Below are 22,409 nucleotides of genomic sequence, written 5' to 3'. Positions count from 1 at the left end.
TTCGTCCCTAGATGGCCCGCAGCGCCTCCACCGGGTCCAGATTGGCCGCCCGCCAGGCGGGCCATGCGCCGGCGGCTCCGCCCAGCACGGTTGCAAACCCCAGCGCCCCCAGGGCGAGGCGGGGCGTCAGCAGGAAGACCGGCGTGCCCTCCTGCGCCGCGTACCCGTTCAGCACGGCGATCAGCCCGGCGGCCACGCCCAGCCCCAGCAGTCCGCCCAGGAAGCCGATCAGGACCGACTCGGCCAGGAACTCCCGGAGGATGGCCCAGCGCCCGGCGCCGATGGCCTTCTTGATCCCGATCTCCCGGGTCCGCTCGCCCACCGCGAAGAACATGGTGTTGACCACGGCCAGCGACCCCACGATGACGGCGATGGCGCCCGACCCGAGGATCGCCGCGTTGAGCACGCTGGACGCGGTCCCCGCGGCCTTGACCAGCTGCTCCGGCGAGTGGAGCAGGTAGCCCCTGCGCAGGCTGTGAGCCAGCCGGTCGGTGAGCTCGTCCCCCATACCGGGCTCAACCAGGGCGTAGGCGTTGGTCCAGACCCGTTCCAGCTCAAGCCCCAGCGCCTGCAGGAGGGACGAGCCTTCCAACAGAAGCTCCCGCGCATCCTCCTCCGGGATCAGGGCCCAGCCATCCGGCAGGGAGAGCGTCTCCTCCAGTACGCCGACCACCCGGAAGTCGCGCCCGCGGGCCTGCAGGGTGTCCCCCACGTCCAGCTTCATCTTGTGGGCGACGGCGCTGCCCAGCACCGCGACCTGCCGCTCGCCGGGCCGCCACCAGTTGCCCCGGGCAAGGCGCAGGCGGGCCGATTCGTCCCCGATCAGCTGCGCCCGAGCGAAGTTGGGCAGGTTGATGCCCACCAGGAAGCGCGGCGCCAGCTCGAACCCCGCCGTCTCGTCCAGGGCCATCATGATGTGCGTCTCCACGTGGCGGACGCCGGGCGTGCGCTTCATCACCTCGATGTCCTCGGGGCCCAGGAGGTTCAGCCGCAGCGCGCCGCCGGTGGAGTGGACCGCGATGCGGTTCGCGAAGTACGCCTCGCCCCCGGCGATCAGCCGGTTGAACTTCTCGGCCATCGCGCCCATGACGGTGAAGGCCAGGATGCCCACCGCGATGCCCAGGACGGTCAGGCCGGTGCGCAGCCGCCGCCGATACAGGTTGCGCAGAATCTCCATGGAAGTCCTTGCCTCCCGCGGCAGTACTCCCCCTATAGGATGCCCAAATGGCACCAGTTTCAAAGGGGCTGTTCCGGCAGCAACACGCTGCCGGAACAGCCCCCTGTCTCTGCGCAGCCCGGATGAGCCTGCGGTGCCGCCGGTCCGGAGCCCCCTACCGCCTGAGCAGCGAGGCGGCCTCGGTGTCCAGGAGCACCGTCGCGTCCGGATGGTAGTGCAGCACGGACGCCGGCACCTCCGGCGTCGGCTCGCCCTCCACCAACCGCTGGACGATGGGCGCCTTGCCGGCGCCGTTGGCCAGGAGCAGCAGCCGGCGGGCCTCCAGGATGGTGCCGATGCCCATCGTGATGGCCCGGCGGGGCACCTCGTCGATGTTGTTGTTGAAGAAGCGGGCGTTGGCCTGGCGGGTCCGCTCGGCCAGCTCCACGATGCGTGTCCGCCCGTCCCAGGGCGCGCCGGGCTCGTTGAACCCGATGTGGCCGTTGTGGCCCACACCCAGGATGAGGATGTCCAGCCCGCCCGCGGCGCGGATCGCCTCCTCGTACCGCCGGCACTCGGCCTCGGGGTCGGCCGCGGTGCCATCGGGGATGTGACAGTTCTCCGGGCGCAGGTCGGTGCGGTCATACAGCATCCGCTTCATGAAGGAATAGTAGCTCTCGGGGTGCGTGCGGGGCAGCCCCAGGTACTCGTCGAGGTTGAACGTCCGCGCGCGGGCCAGGGAAACCCCGCTGGCCACCAGCGCGTCGTAGAAGCCCACCGGCGTGGAGCCGGTCGGCAGTCCCAGCACCGCATCCGGCTTCTCCTTCAGCAGGCCGATCACGATCTCGGCCGCCCGCTGCGAGAGCGCGGCGTAGTCCGGGAAGACCTCCACCTTCAACGGGTACCGATTACCGCTCATCATACACAACCTCACCGCCTATGATCGTCGCTTTCACGTTCAGATCCTCGTCCAGGACCAGGAGATCGGCATCCTTGCCCACCGCGAGCGAGCCCTTCCGGTCGTCCAGCCGCAGGAGGCGGGCCGGATGCAGGGTCGCCATGGCCACCGCCGTCGGCAGGTCGAGCCCGATGAGTCGGACCGCGTTCTGCACGGCCCGGTCCATGGTCAGCACCGACCCGGCCAGCGAGCCGCTGTGCAGGCGGGCCTCCCCGTTCCGGACGGTGACGGGCAGTCCGCCCAGGGTGAACTCGCCGTCGCCCATGCCGGTGGCCCGCATTGCGTCGGTGACCAGCAGGACGCGCTCCGGGCCCCGGGCCCGCACGGCCACCTGCATTGCGGCGGGGTGCACGTGCACGCCGTCGGCGATCAGCTCCACCGTCACACCGGGGAGGGCGAGAGCGCTGCCCACGGTGCCCGGCTCCCGGTGGTGCAGGCCCCGCATGCCGTTGTACAGGTGAGTGGCGTGGGACAGGCCGGCCTCGACCGCCGCCCGCATCTGGTCATACGTCGCGTCGGTGTGGCCTGCGCTGACGGTGGCGCCGCGGCGGACCAGGTAACGGATGGCTTCCAATGCACCGTCGGTCTCCGGCGCCAGCGTCACGTGCCACCGGTCCTCGGGCCCGCCCTCCGCCATCCAACGATCGATCTCGGCAATGGAGGCGGGCCGCACGTACTCCGGATTCTGCGCCCCCTTATGCGCCAGGTTGATGTACGGCCCCTCGATGTGGTAGCCCAGCACCCGGGCGCCCTTCCGGGGGGCCTGCCGGACCGTGCGGATGGCCCGGATAATCTGCTCCTCCGGCGCGGTCAGGGTCGTGGCCAGGAGCCCGACCGTCCCGTGGCGGGCGTGGATGGTCGTGATCGCCACCACGGCCTCGGGGTCCGCATCCATGAAATCGCCGCCGCCGCCCCCGTGCACGTGGATGTCCAGGTAACCCGGAGCCAGGTAGCCCCGCTCCACGACCTCGGCTTCAGCGGGAACAGGCGGGGCGGCCGGGTCGGCCAGGTCCCAGACATCGGTGATCCTGCCGGCATCGTACGCCAGCAGCCCGTCGGGAATCACCCGGTCCGGAAGAATGAGCGGGGCCCTGAACCAGCGCTTCATGCTGACATCTCTCCTCCATTCGCTTTCCCGTTCATTTCCCCTGCGCCAGTCGAATGGCTTCACGCACGTAGCCCCCTGCGCGATCCAGAGCCTCCCGCGCAGTCCGGGCATCCACGCCGGCCAGAAGGGCCACGATGGCCTGCTTCACCGAGCCGCCGGCCTCCTCCAGCGCCCGGGCCGCCGCATCCTCGTCCCGCCCGGTGGCCTGGACCACCATGCGGACCGCCCGGTGCCGCAGCTTCTCATTGGAAGCCTGCATGTCGACCATCAGGTTCGAGTAGACCTTACCCAGCCTGATCATCGCGCCGGTGGAGAGCATGTTCAGCACCATCTTCTGCGCGGTGCCGGCCTTCATGCGGGTCGAGCCCATGATCACCTCCGGCCCCACCACGGGCGCGATGGCGACGTCCGCCGCGGCGGCCAGGGCAGAGTCCGGGTTGTTGGTCACGGCCACGGTCGCGCACCCCAGGCGGCGGGCCTCCTCCAGCGCCGCCACCGTGTACGGGGTCCGGCCGCTGGCGGCGATGCCCACCACGACGTCGCCGGGGCGCACCCGCGCGGCGATGTCGGCGGCGCCCTGCTCCCGCGAATCCTCGGCGCCCTCCCGCGTCCGGAACACCGCTTCGAGGCCGCCGGCGATGACGCCCTGCACCAGATCGGGCGGTGCGCCGTAGGTCGGCGGGATCTCCGAGGCGTCGAGGATGCCGAGCCTGCCGCTGGTGCCGGCGCCCACGTAGAAGAGGCGGCCGCCCGCCCGCAGCCGCTCGGCGATGAGGTCGACGGCGCGCGCGATGTGGGGCAGCTCCTTCTCCACGGCCAGGGCCACCTGCTTGTCCTGTTCATTGATGATCCGCACCATCTCCAGGGTCGACACCTGATCGATCTCCAGCGATTCCTGCAGCCTTCCCTCGGTCACCAGCCGGTTGAGTTCCACGATGCGTTCCCTTCCTTCCCGCTCAGCCGAGCGACCCATTCTATATCGATTTCCCCGCCTCACGGCTGGAAGCCTGCCCGCGCGCACCACTTCGGTCGTCGTCACCGCTTAGAGAATACCCGGCCGGTGCCTGCCGGATGACCGGTGCTGAATGGTTTGCGGAATTTCGCGCAGAGGAGACTTGTGCAGGGAAACCATTTCCTGGCTTTCCTCGTAATTACTAGCAGGAGGGTACGCCTCCAAGGTCAACCGTCAATGGGGGGTGTTCCCGTGCTGCAGAGGGCACTCGGACTCCTCCGCTTCCGCGCCCCGGAGCCCGCCGTCCGTGAGCCCGACCACCACGCCTTGATGAAGGCGGCGCTCGCCCGCGTGGAGACCGCACACCAGATGCTGCGGGAGGCCCGCACGCTCGAGGAGCTGGATGTCGCCCGGTCGGCCCTGCAGCAGGCGCAGGCCGAGGTGCAGCACGTCATCCGCACGGCCAAGCGGGAACGGGGCGTCGCCCTGCGCCCGATCGCCGAGACGGAGCAGGTGTATCGGGCTCTCCGGGAACGGCTCAAGGGCCGCGGCTCCCCGAGCGACGCACAGGAGCAGCCCGGCCGGCCCGATTCCCCGGCCGCCGGGGAATAGGCCCCGGCCACCGGCTCCGGGGACTCAGCGGGCGCGTCTCAGCATGGCCAGACGGGCTGCGCCCACCACACCGGCCATCGGGCCGAGCTTGGCCCGCCGGATGCGGATTGACATGGACCGTTCCCGGCACTCCCGGGCGGCGGCCTGCACCAGCCGATCCCACCAGTAGCCGAGCCGGGTGATGCCGCCGCCCACCACGATCATCTGCGGGTCGAAGGCCATCTGCAGGTTCATCAGGAAGAGCGCCAGGTCCGCGGTCCACTGCTCCACGGCCAGACGGGCGGCGCGCTGCCGCTCGCCGTCGCCCTGTTCCGCGGTCCGGATCACGTCTCGGACCCCGCGGAACGGATGGCCCGCGACCAGTCCCTCGTTGGCCCGGCGGGTGAGCGCCTTGGACGAGACGTACCGTTCGGCGCAGCCCCGGCCGCCGCAGGGGCAGGGGTCGCCGCCGGGGTAGAGCGCCATGTGGCCGACCTCGCCCGCGCCCCACCGGGCGCCCCGCCAGAGCCGGCCGTGCACGGTGAGGGCGCCGCCCACTCCGGTGCCCAGCGTCAGCATGAGGAAGTCGGACGAGCCCCGGGCGGCGCCGATCCAGGCCTCGCCCACGGCCGCCGCGTTCACGTCGTTGTCCACCACGACGGGGACGCCGAAGGTCTGATGGAGCTCCGCGCCCAGGGCCGTGCCGGTCCAGCCCGGCAGGTTCCCGCTGGCGAAGATCACGTGCCCCCGGAGGTGATCGATGCGGCCCGGCGACCCGACGCCGCACGCCTCCACCGGCTGCCCCGCCCTTTCCACCAGGGTGAGCCCCAGCCGCCGGACGCGCTGCAGGACGGCGTCCGCTCCCTCCGCCGCGCCGGTGGGCACCTCGGCACGGTGAAGGATGATGCCCTGCCCGTCCACGATGGCCGCCTTGATGCCCGTGCCGCCGATGTCGATGCCCAGATAGACCACTGCGGCTCACCTCCCCCCTGCTCCGATCCCTGCTCGCGCCACCACGCCCCGTGGCCCGCTCCGGAACGGCCCGGGCGGGCAGCGATGCGCGCGCCCGGTCATAGCATTTCCGCAATCTGGCCCCGGGGGCCGACCGCGTGCGGACCGCCCCGCGGGAACAGCCGCCGGCGGGCCTGGCACCACGGAGGGATTGTGGGATCCGCGAGCGAATCCTTTCCGGCGTGGGGGGGTTCGCATGCGGTCGCTACTGGAGGCAGTGGGGCTGGCACCGGGGGAGCTGGACGGCCGGGTCGCCGTGGTCACGGGAGCGGCCCGCGGGATCGGCCATGCAGCCGCTGCCGCGCTCGCGGCCCTGGGCGCCAGAGTGGCCGTGGTCGACATCGCCGGGGAGGGTGAGGAGGCCGTCGAACAGATCCGGGCGGCCGGCGGGGAAGCCCGGTTCTTCGGGTGCGACGTCTCCGACGAGGCCGCGGTGGCACACCTGGCCCGGGCCGTCCGTGACGGGATGGGGCCGGCCTCCGTCGTCATCAACAACGCGGTCGTCTGCCCGGTGGCGCCCGTGGAGCAGATGAGCGCGGCGCTCTGGGACCGCGTGTTCGCGGTCAACCTGCGAGGGGCCTTCCTCGTCACCCGGGCCTTTCTGCCCCAACTGCGGGAGGCGGGGACGGGCACCCTCGTGAACCTGATCTCCACCGACGCCATGCCCGGGCTGAGCGCCTACATCGCCTCCAAACAGGGGCTGGTCGGCTTCACCCAGTCCCTCGCCGCCGAGATCGGCGACGGCAGCCTCCGGGTCGTCGCCTTCGCGCCGGGGATGGTGGAGACCCCGGGGCTGCTGGAGGCCGCCCGTGGCCTGGCACCCCTGCTGGGCATGAGCGAGGCCGGGTTCCGCCGGGTGTCGCTGCACCCTGCCTATGAAGGCCTCATGCCCGTGGAGCACGCCGGACTGGCCCTGGCCTTCCTGGTGGCCAGACTGGCCGGAGAGTATCACGGGCAGGTGGCGTCGGGCTACGAGGTGCTGGAGCGCGCCGGGCTGATCACGCCGTGCGGGCCCACCGCACCGGCCGGGGAGCCGGGTGTGGGTGACGTGCCTCTGGCCGAAGGGCTGACGCGGCTGAAGGAGATCCTGGCCGAGACGGAGGCGGACTTCCAGCGGCTTCCGGTCTTTGTGCGGCCCCTGGCCCGGTCGGGTTTCCGGTCCAGGACAGGCAAGCCGGTGCAGGCCTGGCAGCAGGAGGCGGACGCCCTCCTCGCCTGCGTGCGGGAAGGGCGCCCCTTCGACCGCGACCGGCTGCGCGCCGACCTGGACCGGCTCGTCGCTTACGTCGAGGGGGTACCCGCCGAGACGGCACGCTTCACCCGGGATCCCGCCGTGCTCGCACAGGTGCAGGCGCGCATGGACGGTTACGCGCGCGACCTCCGGTCCCTGCAGGCCGCCCTGACGGAGGGCGGCCGGGCCGCAGCCACCGGTTAAGTCGGGAGTGGAAAGATGTATCTGTACCTCTTCATCGCCCTGTTCTTGGCACTGTACGGAGGTATCGGTTTCTACATCGGCCTGCGCGGCGCCGAGTGGCTGGCAGCCGTGCTGCCCCGACCCGTTCCGCCTGCGCCGTACTGGGCCGCGGTCCTGCTCCTGGCCACGGCCTTCCCGCTTGCGCGCGTCGGAGGAGCCTGGCTGCCGCTCTGGGTCTCCGAGGCGCTGGCCCGGATCGGGGCCTGGTGGATGACCGCGCTGGTGTACCTGTTCCCGGCGCTTCTGCTGGTGGACGTGGCGCGGCTGATGTACCGGGGTGCGCGCCTCCTGGCCCCGGGCGTCTTCCCCCCGCTGAACCTGGTGAAGGTCACGGGGGCGGTCCTGCTGGCCGCGTACGCGGCCGTGGTGATCTACGGCGCCTGGGCGGCTCGCTCGCCGGTGGTTACCCGGTACGAGGTGACGATTCCCAAGCATGCGGGGAAGTACCGGGAGCTGAACGTCGTGCTGGTGTCGGACACCCATCTGGGTCTGATCATCGGCCGGGGGCGGCTGGAGAGGCTGGTGGCGGACGTCAACCGGCTGGGGCCGGACCTGGTGCTCCTGGCCGGCGACATCATCGATGACGACTTCCGCCCCTTCCAGGCGCGCCAGATGGCCGGGGTACTCCGGGGGCTGGACGCCCCGCTGGGGGTGTACAGCGTACTGGGGAACCACGACGCCGGGTCCGACGACCTGCCGATGTTCCGGGCGGCCATGGCCGAGGCCGGCATCCGGCTCCTGGTGGACGAATGGGTGGCGGTGGACGACGCCTTCTACGTGGTGGGGCGGAACGACCGCTCGCACCAACGGGCGTCGCTGCAGGACGTCCTGCACGGGGTCGACCCGTCCCGGCCGGTCCTGGTCATGGACCACCAGCCCGACCGGCTGGAGGAGGCCGTGGCCGCGGGCGTCGACCTGCAGGTTTCGGGCCACACCCACCGGGGGCAGGTGTGGCCCGGGAGGCTGATTACCGACCGCATCTTCGAGGTCGACTGGGGGTACCTCAGGAAAGGCAACACCCAGTTCATCGTCTCCCAGGGCTGGGGCACCTGGGGGCCGCCGATCCGGGTCGGCTCCCGTTCCGAGATCGTGCAGATTACGATTCGTTTCGCCCAGTAAGCGGCTGCGGCGCACCCCGACGGGGGTGCGCCGCAGTCGTTGCTCAGAGCACGTGGCACGCCGCCAGGTGGCCGGGGGCCACCTCCCGCTCCGCCGGCCGCTCGCGCGTACACCGCTCTACCGCGTGGGGGCAGTGGGGCGCCCACGGGCAGCCGGCGAAGACCCGCCCTGCCGTGTTCTCGTCCGGCGGCAGGGCCCCCTCCTCCTTGCCGAGGAAGCGGCGGCTGTAGGGATGCCGGGGGTTCATCAGCACCTGCTCGGTGGGGCCGACCTCGCAGATCCGGCCCAGGTGCATGATGGCGACCCGGCGGGCCAGGCGGCCGATCACCCGCAGGTCCTGGGAGATCAGCAGGTAAGCGACGCCCTGCTCCCGCTGCACGTCCGCCAGCAAGTCCAGAAGCTCCTCCCGCAGCCTGGGGTCGACGCCAGACACCGGCTCGTCGAGGGCCACCAGCAGCGGGTTGAGGGCCAGCGCCTGCGCAATCGCCAGCCGCTGCTGCTCGCCGCCGCACATCTGGCGCGGGGTCCGTTTCAGGAACTGCTCCGGCGGCAACCCCACCCGCTCCAGCGCCCGGCGGATGCGGGCGCCGCCGTCGGGCAGCTCGTAGGCGCGGACGAGCTGATCTAACTGTTCGTCCACCCGCCGGTCCATGTCCAGCGACTCCCGCGGGTCCTGCGGCACCAGCTGCAGTCGGCGGCGCGCCCGCTTGCGGTCGAGCCGCCGGACGTCCTCCCCCAGCATCAGGAGGTTGCCCCGGTGCAGGGGCAGCCGCAGGGTGGCCGCCTGCGCCAGCGTGGTCTTTCCTGCGCCGGAGCCGCCCATCAGCCCCAGGGTCTCTTCCCGGTCGACGGTCAGGCTGACGCCGTCCACCGCGCGCACCGGCCTGGCGCCCCACAGGCCGAAGGGACCGGTAGGATCGGTGCGGCGCAGGACGACGATCTCATCGAGTTTCAGGACGGGTTCGGACATGGCTGCCTCCTACACGAACCGGAACGGGTCGCGGCCGGCCTGTGACTCCACGACCTCCACCGGGTGACCGTCCGCCGCCAGCCGTTCCCGCAGGTACGCGGCCAGCGAGCCGATCGCCCCGGCCTCCGAGTTGTAATGGCCCACGTCGACGAGGGCGAGCCCCAGGTCCAGCGCATCCTGCGCCTCGTGGTACTTCACGTCTCCGGTCACCAAGACGTCCGCGCCGCGGGAGGCCGCAGGGCGGATCAGGTCGGCACCGGCGCCGGCCCCCACCGCGACCGTGGTCACCATCCGCTCCGGGTCGCCCACGACGCGCACCGCCGGGGTGCGCAGCGCCTGCTTCAGCCGCTCCGCCAGCTGTGCGAGGCTCACCGGCTGCGCCAGACGTCCGATGCGGCCGTGTCCCCGCACCTTCCCCGGGTTGGCCAGCGGGTACAGGTCGTAGGCCACCTCCTCGTAGGGATGCGCGGCGATCATCGCCTGCACGGCCTGCGCCGCGGCGGACTCCGGCACGATGGTCTCGAGCCGCAGCTCCTCCACCCGCTCCAGCCTCCCCTGCTGGCCGATGAAAGGATTCGTCCCCTCCAGCGGCAGGAAGGTGCCGGTGCCGGGGGCCTGGAAGGTGCAGTGGCTGTAGTTGCCGATGTGGCCGGCGCCGGCCCCCGCCAGGGCGTCCCGCACGGCGTCCTCGTGTCCCCGGGGCACGAACACCACCAGCTTCACGTACCGCTCCTCGCCGGCCTGCTTCAGCACCTCGAACTCGGTGAGCCCCGCGGCGGCGGCCAGCGTGTCGTTGGTCATGCCCGCGGCCTGGTCGAGGTTGGTGTGGGCCGCGTACAGGGCGATGCCCCCGCGGATCAGCCGCAGCAGCCTGCGGGCCGGGCGGTTGTCAAAGCGCAGCGCCTTCAGCGGCCTGAAGATCGGCGGGTGATGGACCACCACCATATCGCAGCCCAGACTTTCGGCCTCCTCCAGCACCGGATCCGTGAGCTCCAGCGCGACCAGCACGCGCTGCACGGCGGCACCCGGGTCCCCGACCTGCAGGCCGACGTTGTCCCACGACTCCGCCCAGTAAAGCGGCGCCAGTTCCTCGATGTACGCCGCGATGTTCCTCACCGTCGTCATCCGGCAGCACCTCCCTGTTTCCCTCAGCGGTCGCCGGCGCAGATGCGCAGGGCCCGGGCCAGCAGCTCGACCAACTCGGACAGCTGGGCCGCGCGCTCCTGCGCCGCCGGCTGGTCGGAGCGGGACGCGCCCGCCAGGGCCCGGCGGGCCAGCTCCAGCTTCTCGTCCACGTAGCGCACGACCAGCGGGCCGCCCTGACGCAGCAGGAGCGGCCCCACCTCTTCCTCCATGCGGGTGAGGCCCATCCGGCCGGGCTCGGCCACAAGCACCGGATAAAGCCGTCCGCCGTCCTCGACGACCTCCTCGGCGACCAGGCGCCAGCCGTTGTCCGCCAGCCAGCGGCGCAGCTGCGCCTCGCCGCCCATTGGCTGCAGGACCAGCCGCTCCACGCCCGCCAGCGGCCCCTCTGCCAGGATGCGTGCGATCAGCGGTCCCCCCATGCCGCACACGGCCACGCACGGCGCCTCGCCGGGCGCCAGCACCGTGAGCCCCGAACCCAGCCGCACGTCGATGCGGTCCGCCAGCCCCGCGGCGGCGACGGTGGCCCTCGCCGCCTGCAGGGGCCCAGGCAGCAGGTCGCCGGCGACGGCGCGCGGCACCCGGCCGGACTGCACCAGATGGACCGGCAGGTAGGCATGGTCTGTGCCGATATCGGCAAACGGCCGGCCAGCGGGCACATGGCGGGCCACGGCGGCCAGGCGCGGGGAAAGCTGAATCATCGCGTTGGCAAGCCCTCCGATCGCAGGTTAGGATTCGCTCCGCCCCCCGGTTCGTCGCCCCGAACTTCGGGAAAGCTGAGCAAAAAACCGAGGGAGGCCTGACTGTGCAGCGAATGGCCCGGACCAGACCCCTCCTGATCTGCCGGCCCGGGCTCCCGGCGGCGCTGCCGGCAGCCCTGTCCAAGTCCCGATCCCGGTTGCTGCGGACCCTGTTCGCGGCGTTGCTTGCGCTCGCTTCGGCCTGCGGCTCGCCCGCCGCGACGGGCACGTTCACCACCCTGGCCCGGGGAACTCACAGCGGCATCACCGCGCAGGAGGCTGCGCTCATCACCAGCCTGGCCGAGTGGGAAGCCCTCTGGCGGCGCCACGCCAGCCGCTTCGACCCGCCCCCCGCCCTGCCCCCGGTGGATTTCAGCCGCTCCTCGGTGGTGGCGCTCTTCGCCGGCGAGCGGCCCACCGGCGGATACAGCCTCTACATCACGGACGTGGCGCCGCAGGGCGACAGCCTGCGGGTCACGGCCCTGGAGCTGCGCCCCGCCCCGGGGCGCCCCGTCACCCAGGCAGTCACGCAGCCGTATCACGTCATCGCCGTGCCGCGGGTGAAGAAGGACACCCGCCTGGAGGTCCGGTGGCGGGTGCGGACCGACTCCGCCGGCCTACCAGCGGGCGCGGTGCTCCTCGGCCCAGCCCACCATCCGCTCGATGGCGATGCGCTCACCGGCCTCCGTCGTCACCCAGCCGCTGAACCGGCCGATCATCTGATGGACCTCCGAGCGCACGACCAGCGCGTCGGTGCGCGCCACCCGCTCGAAGAAGGGCTCGAAGAGCAGGTTGACCTGGTCGGTCTCCCGGGTGCGGATGCGCCAGGGGCGCATGAAGTCCGCGGGGTCATACTCGAAGTTCAGGTCGTCGTGGATCTTCGTGACCCGACCGTCCACCACGAAGCCATTTTCGTTCATGCCGGTCCCGTCGGTCCAGCCGCCGCCCAGGTTGAGGCCGATCGTGTGGCCGCCCTGCACGCCTGAAGCGGCGGCCCAGTTCCAGAAGCCCCGGTAGGGCCAGACGCCCCGCCCGAAGTCCAGGCAGGCGAAGCCCTCAAAGGGGATGCGCCGATCGCCGAGCCGCACCTCCCCCCGGGCCGGCAGGGCCTCCTGCTTAACCGGTGCCGGCTCCACGGGATGACCACGTTCACCGACTCCTGCTCCGGCGGGCGGGTGACGGTGAAATCGGCCTGCATGGGCACCCCGCCGAAATCCGGGCTCGCCGCGGTGAGCCGGACCGTTTCCCCGTCGTCGTACATGTAAAGCCGCATCTTCTCGTCGTCGAACCGCACCTCGCCCTCCACGTCGTCCGGCAGGGTCAGCCCCCGGCCGAGGAGGTGCAGGACGGTCTGCTCCGTGAAGTCGCCGGTCCCGAAGTCGAGGAAGTACGCAAACCCCAGGCCGGCGTAGTCCAGGTCGGTCACCGTCAGCGAGAACAGATGCGTCTCGGTGGTGATGGCCCAGTAGTTCCAGCGCTTCTTCCGCAGCCAGTGTCCCCGCAGATTGCAGCGGTGCAGCGGTCTGCGGGACCAGCCCACCGCGTCGGGATTGAGCCGGCCGCGGTCGTCACAGAGCGGAACGGGCTCCAGCAGTTCGCGTTCGACGTTCATGGGGCACCTCCTGTCGGCTGGTCTGCCGCGCACCCTCCCCCGCCGCCGCCGATCCGGCGGCGGCTGTTCCGCGCCAGTTGGCTCTGCTCTGAAACGTTCTACCGCCGGACGCCAGTTCCCTCCCCGCCGAGATCCGTGTGCCAGACGTCCTGGATCCCGCGAGTCCGCGACTCAGCAGGTTCACCCGGGTCGACTGCCGGACTCTGCCGGCGGTGCGGGCGTCCCGTGCGTGGTGTAACGGCATCCCCCGTCCGGCGGCGGCGTCGCCGCGTTGTGCAGATCCCCTCGGGTTTTGCAGATCCCCCTTGACCCTGACACCCATGTCAGGGTTTACAATACCCCCCGGGAGGTTCAAATGAGATGCGTATCGGCGAGCTGGCCAGGCGGACCGGCGTGAGCATCCGGTCCTTGCGCTAGTACGACAACATGGGCCTTCTGGGCGCCCAACGCCTCGAGAACGGCTACCGGGAGTTCGACGAAAGCGCCGTGAGGCGGGTGCAGGAGATCAGTGCACTCCTCGAGGTCGGGTTCACCGTGAAGGAGATCCAACAGATTGCCCACTGCCTGGGCGATCCGGTTCACGGCCACCAGCTGTGTGAGGTGGCCCGCAACATGTACCGTGACAAGCTGAATGAAATTCGCAACCGCATCCTGCAGCTCGAAAAGATCAGCTCACGCATCGCCGTCAGGATCGCGGGGAAGGGGATGAGACCGCATGAGCGCCTCGGACGTCGCCGCCAGCGTGTCCAACGCGCCGGCAAGGAGAGGGAACCAGGAGCTTCAAGGGCTTGTCGTGATCGTGACCGGAGGCGGCACCGGCATCGGGCGCGCCACGGCGCTCGCCTGCGCACGCCGGGGTGCGAAGGTGCTCATCACAGGGAGGCGTCCTGAGCCGCTGCGGGAGACCGAGGCCGCTGCGCCGGGCATCCGGGGCGTCACGGCCGATGTGACCGTCGCATCGGACGCCCGGCGTGTTGTCGAGGAAGCCGCAAAGCTCTGGGGCCGGATCGACGTCGTGGTGAACAACGCAGGAATGTTCGCCTCCGGTCCGTTCGAGAAGGTCGGCGCGGAAACCGCCGCCCAGCTCTTCGCCACCAACGTCTTCGGCCCCATCAACCTCGTCAGGGAAGCGCTCCCGTGGCTCAAGGAGAGCCGCGGAGCGATCATCAACGTCTCCAGCACCTACGGGCACAAGGCGGCCGCCAACGTTGCCCACTACGCGGCGAGCAAGGCGGCGCTCGATCACCTCACCCGTTGCTGGGCCCTGGAACTGGCGCCCTACGGGATCCGCGTCAACGCCGTCGCCCCCGGGCCGACGGAAACGCCCATCTTGTCGAGATCAGGGCTGCCGGAAGATGTGGTGGCGTCCATCAAAGAAGCGGAGAAGAGGCAGATCCCCCTTGGCCGCCGGGGCGAACCCGACGATGTGGCAGCCTGGATCGTCGCCCTCGCCGCGCCCGGTTCGCACTGGCTGACCGGCCAGGTGATCGGCGTGGACGGCGGCCTGAGTCTCGCCTGACCAGTACGGCTCCATCCTGCCCGGAGGCGCGACGTGGCCCGGGGACTGCTGAAACAGTCTCCGGGCCACGCCCTCTCCCCCTGGATTCCTCTGGTGGGCCCTGTAGGATTCGAACCTACGACCAACCGGTTATGAGCCGGCAGCTCTGACCGCTGAGCTAAGGGCCCGCATAGAGCATTTTACGCGACGGGGAGGCGTTTCACAAGATCGCCCCGGCGGACATGCAAAAACAGGCGGTTTCCCGCCTGCACATACCTGGCTCCGGCGGTAGGATTCGAACCTACGACCCTCCGGTTAACAGCCGGACGCTCTACCGCTGAGCTACGCCGGAATGAACACGTTCGTATTTTACCCTGATACCGCGGTAAAGTCAACAAGAACTTTATGCCTTTTGTCAAACCAATCCCCACCACATCGCGATCCCGAAGTCTGCCAACACGGGTTCCATCGACCCGCAGAAACCGACTCGGGTTCCCGTAGCCTCGCCGGAACCAGGATGCGATTCCCATGACCCGCACAATCGTTTCTCGGATATCGCGGCACCCGGCCACCTGTCACGCCCCGCTGGTCGCTCGTCGCCATGTCGCCACCGCCTTGTCCAGGGCTCACCCGTCGCCCGCGCCGACCGGTGAAACGAATGTGCACTTTTCGCAACCCCTTGGGCCACAAGCGTCTCCAGCACCGCAATCCCCGCATCCCTTGTGGCACAAGGCGCCTCCGAAAGTGCACTTCTGTGTCAACGACGACCAGCCGACCGCGTGAGACGGACTCCCCCACGGCAACCACCGACCCACCTGCCGACCTTCCTCCGCCACCGCCCCATCAGTGAAACGAGTGTGCACTTTCCGCAACCCCTTGGGCCACGAGCGCTTCCGGCACCGCAATCCCCGCATCCCTTGTGGCACAAGGCGCCTCCGAAAGTGCACTTCTGTGTCAACGACGGACAGCCGACCGAGTGAGGCACCCTCCCCCACGGCAACCACCGCCCCACCGGCCGACCTTCCTCCGCCAGCGCCCCGTCAGTGAAACGAATGTGCACTTTCCGCAACCCCTTGGGCCACGAGCGCTTCCGGCACCGCAATCCCCGCATCCCTTGTGGCACACGGCGCCTCGGAAAGTGCACTTCTGTGTCAACGACGACCAGCCGATCGAGTGAGACGGACTCCCCCACGGCAACCACCGCCCCACCTGCCGACCTTCCTCCGCCACCGCCCCGTCAGTGAAACGAGTGTGCACTTTCCGCAACCCCTAGCTCAAGTTTCACGCGAACAACTCGACATTCGTGGTGTTGAAAAAGTGCATTGGTAAGAAACGGCCCGGTTCAGGGTAATCTCCGCTCCAGCCAGGGGAGTACCCCGGCTGAACACCAGCCGCAGCGTGTCACCAATACACCGTATGGTTGCCCGGCACCGGGCCGCTACCCGTACCAGGAGTCGACTCTTGGCCTCGGCCAGTTTGGACGAGGAGGTGCTCAGATAGCGCCAGGCCCAACGCACCAGGTTGAAGGCAAACAGGACGAGCTGCGTAAAGGCGGCGTTGGCCTCGTACTTGCGCAGCCGGGGTGCACCAAAGTGAAACGTTCCCTTCCACTCCTGGAATCCGGCTTCGATGGTCTGGCGTCCGTGGTAGAGTTTCACGACCTCTGTCATGGTTAGCGCCTCGGTTTGGAGCGTGGTCAGGATCACGCTGCGGACTTCCCGGCCATCCGTATTCCAGCGGCGCATGGCGACAAGCCGCACCGGATACGGTGCGAGCAGCGTTGGGCCAGGCACAGCAACGGCTTCGGAGGCAAACCGGTTCTTCTCGACTTCAACCCAGCCCTCCGCCGGCACGGCGTCGAAGAGGCGCTTGTAGGCGGGATTGCTTCCGGAGTAGGACTTGATGGTGAACTCGTATCCCAGCTCCAGCAGCCGCTGGATCACCTCCGGCGTGCCAAAGGCGCTGTCGGCTCGCAGCACGATCCGGAGGGGAGCCGGGTTCGTCTGATTGTCCTGCCTGTACTGCCGGAGCCGATGGTTCAGTTCACGGATGACCTGGACCGTCTCCTGTAACTCGGACTGCAGTTTCTGTTTCCGCCGGGCGCTGCCCTTGCCCGATACCGTCTGTAATGCCTGATGCAACTGCCGGACCCGCACCTTCTGCTGAGCCAGGCATGCTTCAACCCATTCCACCCGCCGCAGGGGGCGGCCGATCCGGGCTTCCACCCTGGGGATCAGTTCGAGCAGGCAGGCGCCAGAGCGGCTGTTGGCCTTACCGGACTTGAGAAGGCCGTCGATGGCAAAGCGCTGCTGCTTTCCAGTGAGGAAGGCGGCTGCGATCTGATAGCCGCGGGCCAGTTGCCCCTGGATGTAGCCAAAGTCGGTACCGGTGTACTGCCTGGTCTCTCCCCGGACCTTCTGGCCGGTGAGGTCGATGTCCACGATGACCATTCCGGACCGGTCTGGGCCAGCCACCGCCGCAACCTCCTGCTGAAGCAGGGGAGCCTGGATCTCCGCCAGTGCATCGGAAAGTTGTTGAACGTTTTCCTCCGTTAGTTTGCTGAAGGTCGCACAGACGGTGGAGAAGTGAGCAAAGCGTTCCTGCCCCCAGGCTTGAGCTACGGCAGGGTCGGCGACCAGCGGCTCGGGATCGAAGTTCAGGTCCTTCATGTAGCGGCAGTTGCCGAGAATGGCAACCAACGCCTCGACTACCTTGTCGACCGGCGTATGGGTGTAGGTCTTCTGATTGATCCGCAGGTGCCGGTTCAACACGTCAACCAGGTTCAGCCTTTGCGCTACCCAACCAAGAGCGACAAGAAAACCATGCCGGGTGGTGCATTTGATGGCTTGCGCAGTGACTTCGGGCGTCGTACCATGAGACTGCATCAGTCGAACCTCCACATGGTGGTTTAAGAGGGGCAAATCCCACCATGTATCATTGGTTCAGACTGATGCTTTTTCAATGGGTTTCCATTGTACGGAGTGCGGGTTATTCACGCGAAACTTGAGCTAGGGCCACAAGCGTTTCCGGCACCGCAATCCCCGCATCCCTTGTGGCACAAGGCGCCTCCGAAAGTGCACTTCTGTGTCAACGACGACCAGCCGACCGCGTGAGACGGACTCCCCCACGGCAACCACCGCCCCACCTGCCGACCTTCCTCCGCCAGCGCCCCGTCAGTGAAACGAGTGTGCACTTTCCGCAATCCCTTGGGCCACGAGCGCTTCCGGCACCGCAATCCCCGCATCCCTTGTGGCACAAGGCGCCTCGGAAAGTGCACTTCTGTGCCAACGACGACCCGCCGACCAAGTGAAACGGACTCCCCCACGGCCAACCACCGCCCCACCGCCGGACCTCCCGCGGCCGTCACCAGCACGAAAGCCCCGGCGGCGAGGGCACGGCGCCCGATCGAGCGCCTGTGACACCCCGCCGCCGGGACAGGGAACCCACAACCGCAGCACGCAGCCCCCGCCGGATCCGGGCGTGAACGGCTGGCTTGCGCAGCTTTAGTCGGCCACGTTGAACTGCTGCTCCTCCGTCGAGCCCCGCATCGCGAGGGTCGAGGAGGCGCCGCCCGAGATCACCTGCGCGACCTCGTCGAAGTAGCCGGTGCCCACCTCCCGCTGGTGCCGGGTGGCGGTGTAACCCTCCCGCTCCAGCGCAAACTCCTTCTCCTGCAGCCTCACGTAGGCCGTCATGCCCTCCCGGGCGTAGCCCCTGGCCAGTTCGAACATCGAGGCGTTGAGCGAGTGGAAACCCGCCAGGGTGATGAACTGGAACTTGTACCCCATCGCTCCCAGCTCCCGCTGGAACCGGGCGATCGTGTCGTCGTCCAGGTGGCGCTTCCAGTTGAACGAGGGCGAGCAGTTGTAGGCCAGCAGCTTGTTGGGGTACCGGGAGAGGATGGCCTCGGCGAACTGCCGCGCCTCGTCCAGGTCCGGGGTAGCGGTCTCGCACCAGATCAGGTCGGCGTACGGAGCATAGGCCAGCCCCCGGGCGATGGCCGCCTCGATGCCGTTGCGGACCTTGTAGAATCCCTCCGGCGTCCGCTCGCCGGTGATGAACTCCCGGTCCCGCGGGTCGATGTCGCTGGTGAGCAGGTTGGCGCCCAGGGAGTCCGTCCGGGCGACGATGAGGGTCGGCACGCCCATGACATCCGCCGCCAACCGGGCGGCGATCAGGGTCCGGATGTGCTGGCTGGTGGGAACCAGCACCTTGCCGCCCATGTGACCGCACTTCTTCTCGGAGGCCAGCTGGTCCTCGAAGTGGACGGCGGCCGCCCCGGCCTCGATCATCGCCTTCATCAGCTCAAAGGCGTTGAGCGGCCCGCCGAAGCCGGCCTCGGCGTCAGCCACTATCGGGACCATCCAGTCGATGTCGTCCCTGCCTTCGGACCAGGCGATCTGGTCGGCCCGGCGCAGCGCGTTGTTGATGCGCTGGACCACCGCGGGCACGGAGTTGGCGGGATACAGCGACTGGTCCGGGTACATCTGCCCCGCCAGGTTGGCGTCGGCCGCCACCTGCCAGCCGGAGAGGTAGATGGCCTTCAGGCCCGCCTTGACCATCTGGACCGCCTGGTTACCGGTGAGCGCCCCCAGGGCGGGGACGTACGGCTCCGTGTGCAGGAGGTGCCAGAGCTTCTCGGCGGCCCGCCGGGCCAGGGTGTACTCCACCTGGAACGATCCGCGCAGGCGCACCACGTCCTCCGCCGAGTACGGCCGCTCCACCCCCGCCCACCGCGGGTTCGTCCTCCACTCCCGCTCCAGTTCTGCCGCCTGCTGGCGAACCTTGTCTCGCATCTCCTATACCTCCCCGCAAGTCTAGATCAGGTCGTATCCGGGCAGCGTCAGGAACTCCGGAAACTCCTCGGACAAGGCCACTTGCTCAAACAGCTTCCGGGCGGCCTGGAAGCGCCCGCACGTGAAGGCCCGGGACCCCACCTGGCGGTGGATTCGCTCCATCTCCTCCTCGATCAGTTCCCGGACCAGTTCCGGGGTCACCCGCCGCCCGTCCTGCAGGGTCGCCCCGTGGCGCACCCACTGCCACACCTGCGAGCGGGAAATCTCGGCGGTGGCGGCATCCTCCATCAGGTTGTGGATCGCCGCGGCCCCCACACCCCGGAGCCACGACTCGATATACTGGATCCCCACGTTGATGTTGAGCCGCAGCCCTTCCTCGGTAATGGCGCCCGGCGTCGCAGCAAAGTTCAGGAGATCGCGAGCACCAACTTCCACATCGTAACGCTGCCGGTCGATCTGGTTCGGCCTCTCGCCCAGCACCTCGTCAAACACGGCGGTCGCGACGGGTACCAGGTCGGGGTGGGCCACCCACGTGCCGTCGAATCCGTCGCCGGCCTCCCGCTCCTTGTCCTGCCGCACCTTCTCCAGGGCGACGGCGTTGATCCGCGGGTCCTTCCGGCTGGGGATGAACGCCGCCATGCCGCCCATGGCGAAGGTGCCCCGCCGGTGGCAGGTTTTCACCAACAGCTCGGTGTAGGCCCGCATGAACGGGACGGTCATCGTCACGGCGCTGCGGTCGGGGAAGCGGACCTCGGGCCGGTTCCGGAACTTCTTGATGCAGCTGAAGATATAGTCCCAGCGTCCGGCGTTGAGCCCCACCGAGTGCTCCCTGAGCTCCCACAGGATCTCGTCCATCTCGAAGGCGGCGAGGATCGTCTCGATCAGCACGGTCGCCTTGATGGTGCCGCGGGGGATGCCCAGGTAGTCCTGGGCGAAGCAGAACACGTCGTTCCAGAGACGGGCCTCCAGGTGGCTCTCCAGCTTCGGCAGGTAGAAGTACGGCCCGCTGCCCTTCTCGATCAGCCGCCGGGCGTTGTGGAAGAAGTAGAGCCCGAAGTCGACCAGGCTGCCCGAGGCCGGCTCGCCGTCGATCACGATGTGCCGTTCGGGCAGGTGCCAGCCCCTGGGCCGCACGAAGAGCGTCGCCACCTTCTCCTTCAGCCTGTAGACCCGGCCGTCGGGGCTGGTATAGGTGATGGTGCCCTTCACGGCATCGATCAGGTTGATCTGCCCCTCGACGATGTTGGCCCACGTGGGGGTGTTGGCGTCCTCGAAGTCGGCCATGAACACCCGGGCGCCGGAGTTCAGGGCGTTGATCATCATCTTGCGGTCCACGGGCCCGGTGATCTCCACCCGCCGGTCCGCGAGGTCGGGCGGGTAGGGCGCCACCTGCCACTCCGCCTCCCGGATGTGCCGGGTCTCCGGGAGGAAGTCGGGCCACTCGCCCTGGTCCAGCCGCTCCTGCCGCTCAGCGCGCAGCCGGAGCAGCTCCCTGCGCCTGGCTGCAAACCGGCGGTGCAGCTGAACCAGGAACTCCAGCGCTTCGGGGGTGAGCACCTCGTCGTAACGCTCGCCCAGTGCGCCCCGAATCGAAACGCCCTCCAGGGTGAGCATCCGGAAATCCACCGCCTTTCAGCCAGTTTTATCATGGTGGTAGTATAATAAGGTGACTTGTTGCAGTCCCCGAATCGGCGACAAGAGGGCGCAATTCGACCGCCAGATGCACGGTGGGCCCTGGCCCACCCCGGCACAGCCGTTCGCATGCCCAACGCGACCGTACATCGCAAGAACCCGGCAGTTCCGTCAAACCAAACGGGCGCTTGTCGGGCGCGAACGAGGACCCGGGCCGACGAACGGCCCTGGCCCGGCGCTTCTGCCCCACCGCCATGAGACTCGCGGGCGCCGTCACACCAGCTTCGCTCTTTCGCTGTTCGACAGGACGGCGACGGCATTCAACGGAGCCGCACGTACCGCAAGTTGGGCCAGATCGAAGCCAAGCTTGGAATCCGCGCAGCCCACCCTCCCCTGGAGGTGGAAGGGGAAAAACAAAGAAGAGCCGGGTGCGACCCGGCTCTTAATGCCGACGGCAAGTATGTTACTCGAGATAGTCCTTCAGCTTCTTCGACCGGCTCGGATGGCGCAGCTTGCGCAGAGCCTTGGCCTCGATCTGCCGGATCCGCTCCCGAGTCACGCCGAAGACCTGGCCGACCTCCTCCAGCGTGCGGGCGCGGCCGTCGTCCAGGCCGAACCGCAGGCGCAGCACCTTCTCCTCCCGGGGGGTCAGGGATTCCAGGACCTCCTCCAGCTGCTCCTTCAGGAGGGTGAACGAGGCCGCTTCGGCCGGGGCGGGGGCATCCTGGTCCTCGATGAAGTCGCCCAGATGCGAGTCCTCCTCCTCGCCGATCGGCGTCTCCAGCGACACCGGCTCCTGCGCGATCTTCTGGATTTCCCGGACCCGCTCCACCGGGATATCCATGACGGCGGCGATCTCCTCCGGGGTCGGCTCCCGCCCCAACTCCTGCACCAGCTGGCGGGTGACCCGGATCAGCTTGTTGATCGTCTCGACCATGTGCACCGGGATGCGGATGGTCCGGGCCTGGTCCGCGATCGCGCGGGTGATCGCCTGGCGGATCCACCACGTGGCGTAGGTGGAGAACTTGAAGCCCTTGCGGTAGTCGAACTTCTCAACGGCCTTGATCAGGCCGAGATTGCCCTCCTGAATCAGGTCGAGGAACTGCATACCCCGGCCCACGTAGCGCTTGGCGATGGAGACGACCAGCCGAAGGTTCGCCTCGGCCAGCTTGCGCTTGGCCTCCTCGTCGCCCTTCTCGATGCGCTCGGCGTACATGATCTCTTCCTCGGCCGTGAGCAGCGGAACGCGCCCGATCTCCTTCAGGTACATGCGGACCGGGTCATCGATGGCAATCCCTTCCGGGACCGAGAGGTCGTCATCCTCGCCGGCTGCGGCGTCGTCATCCGGCTCCGCGTCGTCCACGGGCGGGGGCTCGACCACGTCCAGGGCTTCGACGTCGGCGTCGCCGTCCACCGGCTCCTCCGCCTCGTCGGGTTCGTCGCCCTGCAGCTTGATGCCCGCCTCCGTCAGCGTGTCGAAGATGGCTTCCATCTGCTCAGCGTCCAGTTCCAGCTCCTGCAGGGAATCCGCCACCTCGTCGTAGCTCAGGCTTCCCTTGCGCTTGCCTTTCGCGATGAGCTGCTTCACCAGTTCGCGGGCGTTCTGCATCTTCGCTTCGTTGGACTCCATGATGACTACCCCCCTTCCG

General features: G+C 69.0%; 19 protein-coding genes, 2 tRNA genes and 2 pseudogenes. 6 read left to right on the top strand and 17 right to left on the bottom strand.

Translation table 11 applies throughout. The features are described from left to right. Positions 1-7 precede the first annotated feature (7 nt). The 4 genes from STH_RS03125 to murQ all read right to left on the bottom strand — a co-directional run bounded on the left by STH_RS03125 (position 8) and on the right by murQ (position 4,195). Positions 8-1,177, bottom strand: a complete 1,170-nt coding sequence (locus tag STH_RS03125) for an ABC transporter permease (RefSeq protein WP_043713197.1) — start codon at positions 1,175-1,177, stop codon at positions 8-10. Positions 1,178-1,331: 154 nt separating this feature from the next. Further along, complete coding sequence (gene nagB, locus STH_RS03120; protein ID WP_043713195.1) at positions 1,332-2,075, bottom strand: glucosamine-6-phosphate deaminase; 744 nt, start codon at positions 2,073-2,075, stop codon at positions 1,332-1,334. After that, positions 2,065-3,222, bottom strand: a complete 1,158-nt coding sequence (gene nagA, locus STH_RS03115; RefSeq protein ID WP_011194738.1) for an N-acetylglucosamine-6-phosphate deacetylase — start codon at positions 3,220-3,222, stop codon at positions 2,065-2,067. The genes nagB and nagA overlap by 11 nt, the downstream gene beginning before the upstream one ends. Before the next feature lie 31 nt (positions 3,223-3,253). Then, positions 3,254-4,195, bottom strand: coding sequence for an N-acetylmuramic acid 6-phosphate etherase (gene murQ, locus STH_RS03110; protein ID WP_050742081.1), 942 nt, complete (start codon positions 4,193-4,195; stop codon positions 3,254-3,256). A gap of 231 nt (positions 4,196-4,426) precedes the next feature. Between murQ and STH_RS03105 the strand changes: the two genes are divergently transcribed. Next, positions 4,427-4,786, top strand: a complete 360-nt coding sequence (locus tag STH_RS03105) for a hypothetical protein (RefSeq protein WP_148205468.1) — start codon at positions 4,427-4,429, stop codon at positions 4,784-4,786. 24 nt (positions 4,787-4,810) lie between these two features. Here STH_RS03105 and STH_RS03100 read toward each other — a convergent pair whose 3' ends face one another. Next, positions 4,811-5,737 carry an ROK family protein gene (locus tag STH_RS03100; protein WP_011194735.1) on the bottom strand — a complete coding sequence of 309 codons (927 nt, stop codon included), beginning with the start codon at positions 5,735-5,737 and terminating at the stop codon, positions 4,811-4,813. 235 nt (positions 5,738-5,972) lie between these two features. Here STH_RS03100 and STH_RS16830 point away from each other — a divergent pair, with 235 nt between their 5' ends. Further along, complete coding sequence (locus STH_RS16830; protein ID WP_050742080.1) at positions 5,973-7,211, top strand: SDR family NAD(P)-dependent oxidoreductase; 1,239 nt, start codon at positions 5,973-5,975, stop codon at positions 7,209-7,211. Positions 7,212-7,226: 15 nt separating this feature from the next. Further along, the gene (locus STH_RS03090; protein ID WP_043713190.1) at positions 7,227-8,369 is read left to right on the top strand and encodes a metallophosphoesterase; all 1,143 of its coding nucleotides are present in this window, start codon (positions 7,227-7,229) and stop codon (positions 8,367-8,369) included. Positions 8,370-8,412: 43 nt separating this feature from the next. Here the strand turns inward: STH_RS03090 and STH_RS03085 are convergent, their stop codons facing one another. The 4 genes from STH_RS03085 to STH_RS19285 form a co-directional block, all read right to left on the bottom strand. Then, a complete protein-coding gene (locus STH_RS03085) occupies positions 8,413-9,339 on the bottom strand; it encodes an oligopeptide/dipeptide ABC transporter ATP-binding protein (protein WP_011194732.1) in 927 nt (308 codons plus the stop codon). 9 nt (positions 9,340-9,348) lie between these two features. After that, on the bottom strand, positions 9,349-10,464 hold the full coding sequence (locus tag STH_RS03080) for a Nif3-like dinuclear metal center hexameric protein (protein ID WP_043713187.1): 1,116 nt from the start codon (positions 10,462-10,464) through the stop codon (positions 9,349-9,351). A gap of 23 nt (positions 10,465-10,487) precedes the next feature. After that, positions 10,488-11,183 carry a tRNA (adenine(22)-N(1))-methyltransferase gene (locus STH_RS03075; protein WP_011194730.1) on the bottom strand — a complete coding sequence of 232 codons (696 nt, stop codon included), beginning with the start codon at positions 11,181-11,183 and terminating at the stop codon, positions 10,488-10,490. 292 nt (positions 11,184-11,475) lie between these two features. Continuing rightward, positions 11,476-11,640: a hypothetical protein gene (locus tag STH_RS19285; protein WP_173355291.1), complete on the bottom strand. Its 165-nt coding sequence runs from the start codon at positions 11,638-11,640 to the stop codon at positions 11,476-11,478. Here STH_RS19285 and STH_RS19890 point away from each other — a divergent pair. Next, positions 11,588-11,719, top strand: a pseudogene (locus STH_RS19890) (protease complex subunit PrcB family protein); the annotation flags it as partial. The gene STH_RS19285 and the pseudogene STH_RS19890 overlap by 53 nt on opposite strands. Before the next feature lie 120 nt (positions 11,720-11,839). Here STH_RS19890 and STH_RS19620 read toward each other — a convergent pair. Continuing rightward, entirely contained in the window at positions 11,840-12,310 is a 471-nt protein-coding gene (locus tag STH_RS19620; RefSeq protein ID WP_276324218.1) for a DUF2804 domain-containing protein, read from the bottom strand. A 47-nt stretch (positions 12,311-12,357) separates the two neighbouring features. After that, a pseudogene (locus STH_RS19615) lies at positions 12,358-12,834 on the bottom strand (DUF2804 family protein); the annotation flags it as partial. A 426-nt stretch (positions 12,835-13,260) separates the two neighbouring features. Between STH_RS19615 and STH_RS19885 the strand changes: the two are divergent. Beyond that, positions 13,261-13,725: a MerR family transcriptional regulator gene (locus tag STH_RS19885; protein ID WP_011194726.1), complete on the top strand. Its 465-nt coding sequence runs from the start codon at positions 13,261-13,263 to the stop codon at positions 13,723-13,725. Next, a complete protein-coding gene (locus tag STH_RS03065; protein WP_011194725.1) occupies positions 13,628-14,353 on the top strand; it encodes an SDR family NAD(P)-dependent oxidoreductase in 726 nt (241 codons plus the stop codon). The genes STH_RS19885 and STH_RS03065 overlap by 98 nt, the downstream gene beginning before the upstream one ends. A 91-nt stretch (positions 14,354-14,444) precedes the next feature. Here STH_RS03065 and STH_RS03060 read toward each other — a convergent pair. From STH_RS03060 to rpoD, 6 genes are all read right to left on the bottom strand, one after another. Further along, positions 14,445-14,520: transfer RNA gene (locus tag STH_RS03060), tRNA-Ile, on the bottom strand. 89 nt (positions 14,521-14,609) lie between these two features. Further along, positions 14,610-14,684: transfer RNA gene (locus tag STH_RS03055), tRNA-Asn, on the bottom strand. 922 nt (positions 14,685-15,606) lie between these two features. Next, a complete protein-coding gene (locus tag STH_RS03050) occupies positions 15,607-17,217 on the bottom strand; it encodes a transposase (RefSeq protein WP_043713086.1) in 1,611 nt (536 codons plus the stop codon). 618 nt (positions 17,218-17,835) lie between these two features. Further along, positions 17,836-19,128 (bottom strand): isocitrate lyase, encoded by a 1,293-nt coding sequence (aceA, locus tag STH_RS03045; protein WP_011194724.1) that lies wholly within the window; start codon positions 19,126-19,128, stop codon positions 17,836-17,838. A gap of 21 nt (positions 19,129-19,149) precedes the next feature. Beyond that, the gene (aceB, locus tag STH_RS03040) at positions 19,150-20,742 is read right to left on the bottom strand and encodes a malate synthase A (protein WP_173355292.1); all 1,593 of its coding nucleotides are present in this window, start codon (positions 20,740-20,742) and stop codon (positions 19,150-19,152) included. A gap of 481 nt (positions 20,743-21,223) precedes the next feature. Beyond that, entirely contained in the window at positions 21,224-22,390 is a 1,167-nt protein-coding gene (gene rpoD / locus STH_RS03035) for an RNA polymerase sigma factor RpoD (protein WP_011194722.1), read from the bottom strand. Between the last annotated feature and the right edge of the window lie 19 nt (positions 22,391-22,409).

The sequence above is a fragment of the Symbiobacterium thermophilum IAM 14863 genome (genome assembly GCF_000009905.1).
Classification (GTDB): Bacteria; Bacillota; Sulfobacillia; order Symbiobacteriales; family Symbiobacteriaceae; genus Symbiobacterium; species Symbiobacterium thermophilum.
The sequence above is the reverse complement of the archived record's forward strand: the minus strand, read 5'-3'. Positions and strand labels throughout refer to the sequence as shown.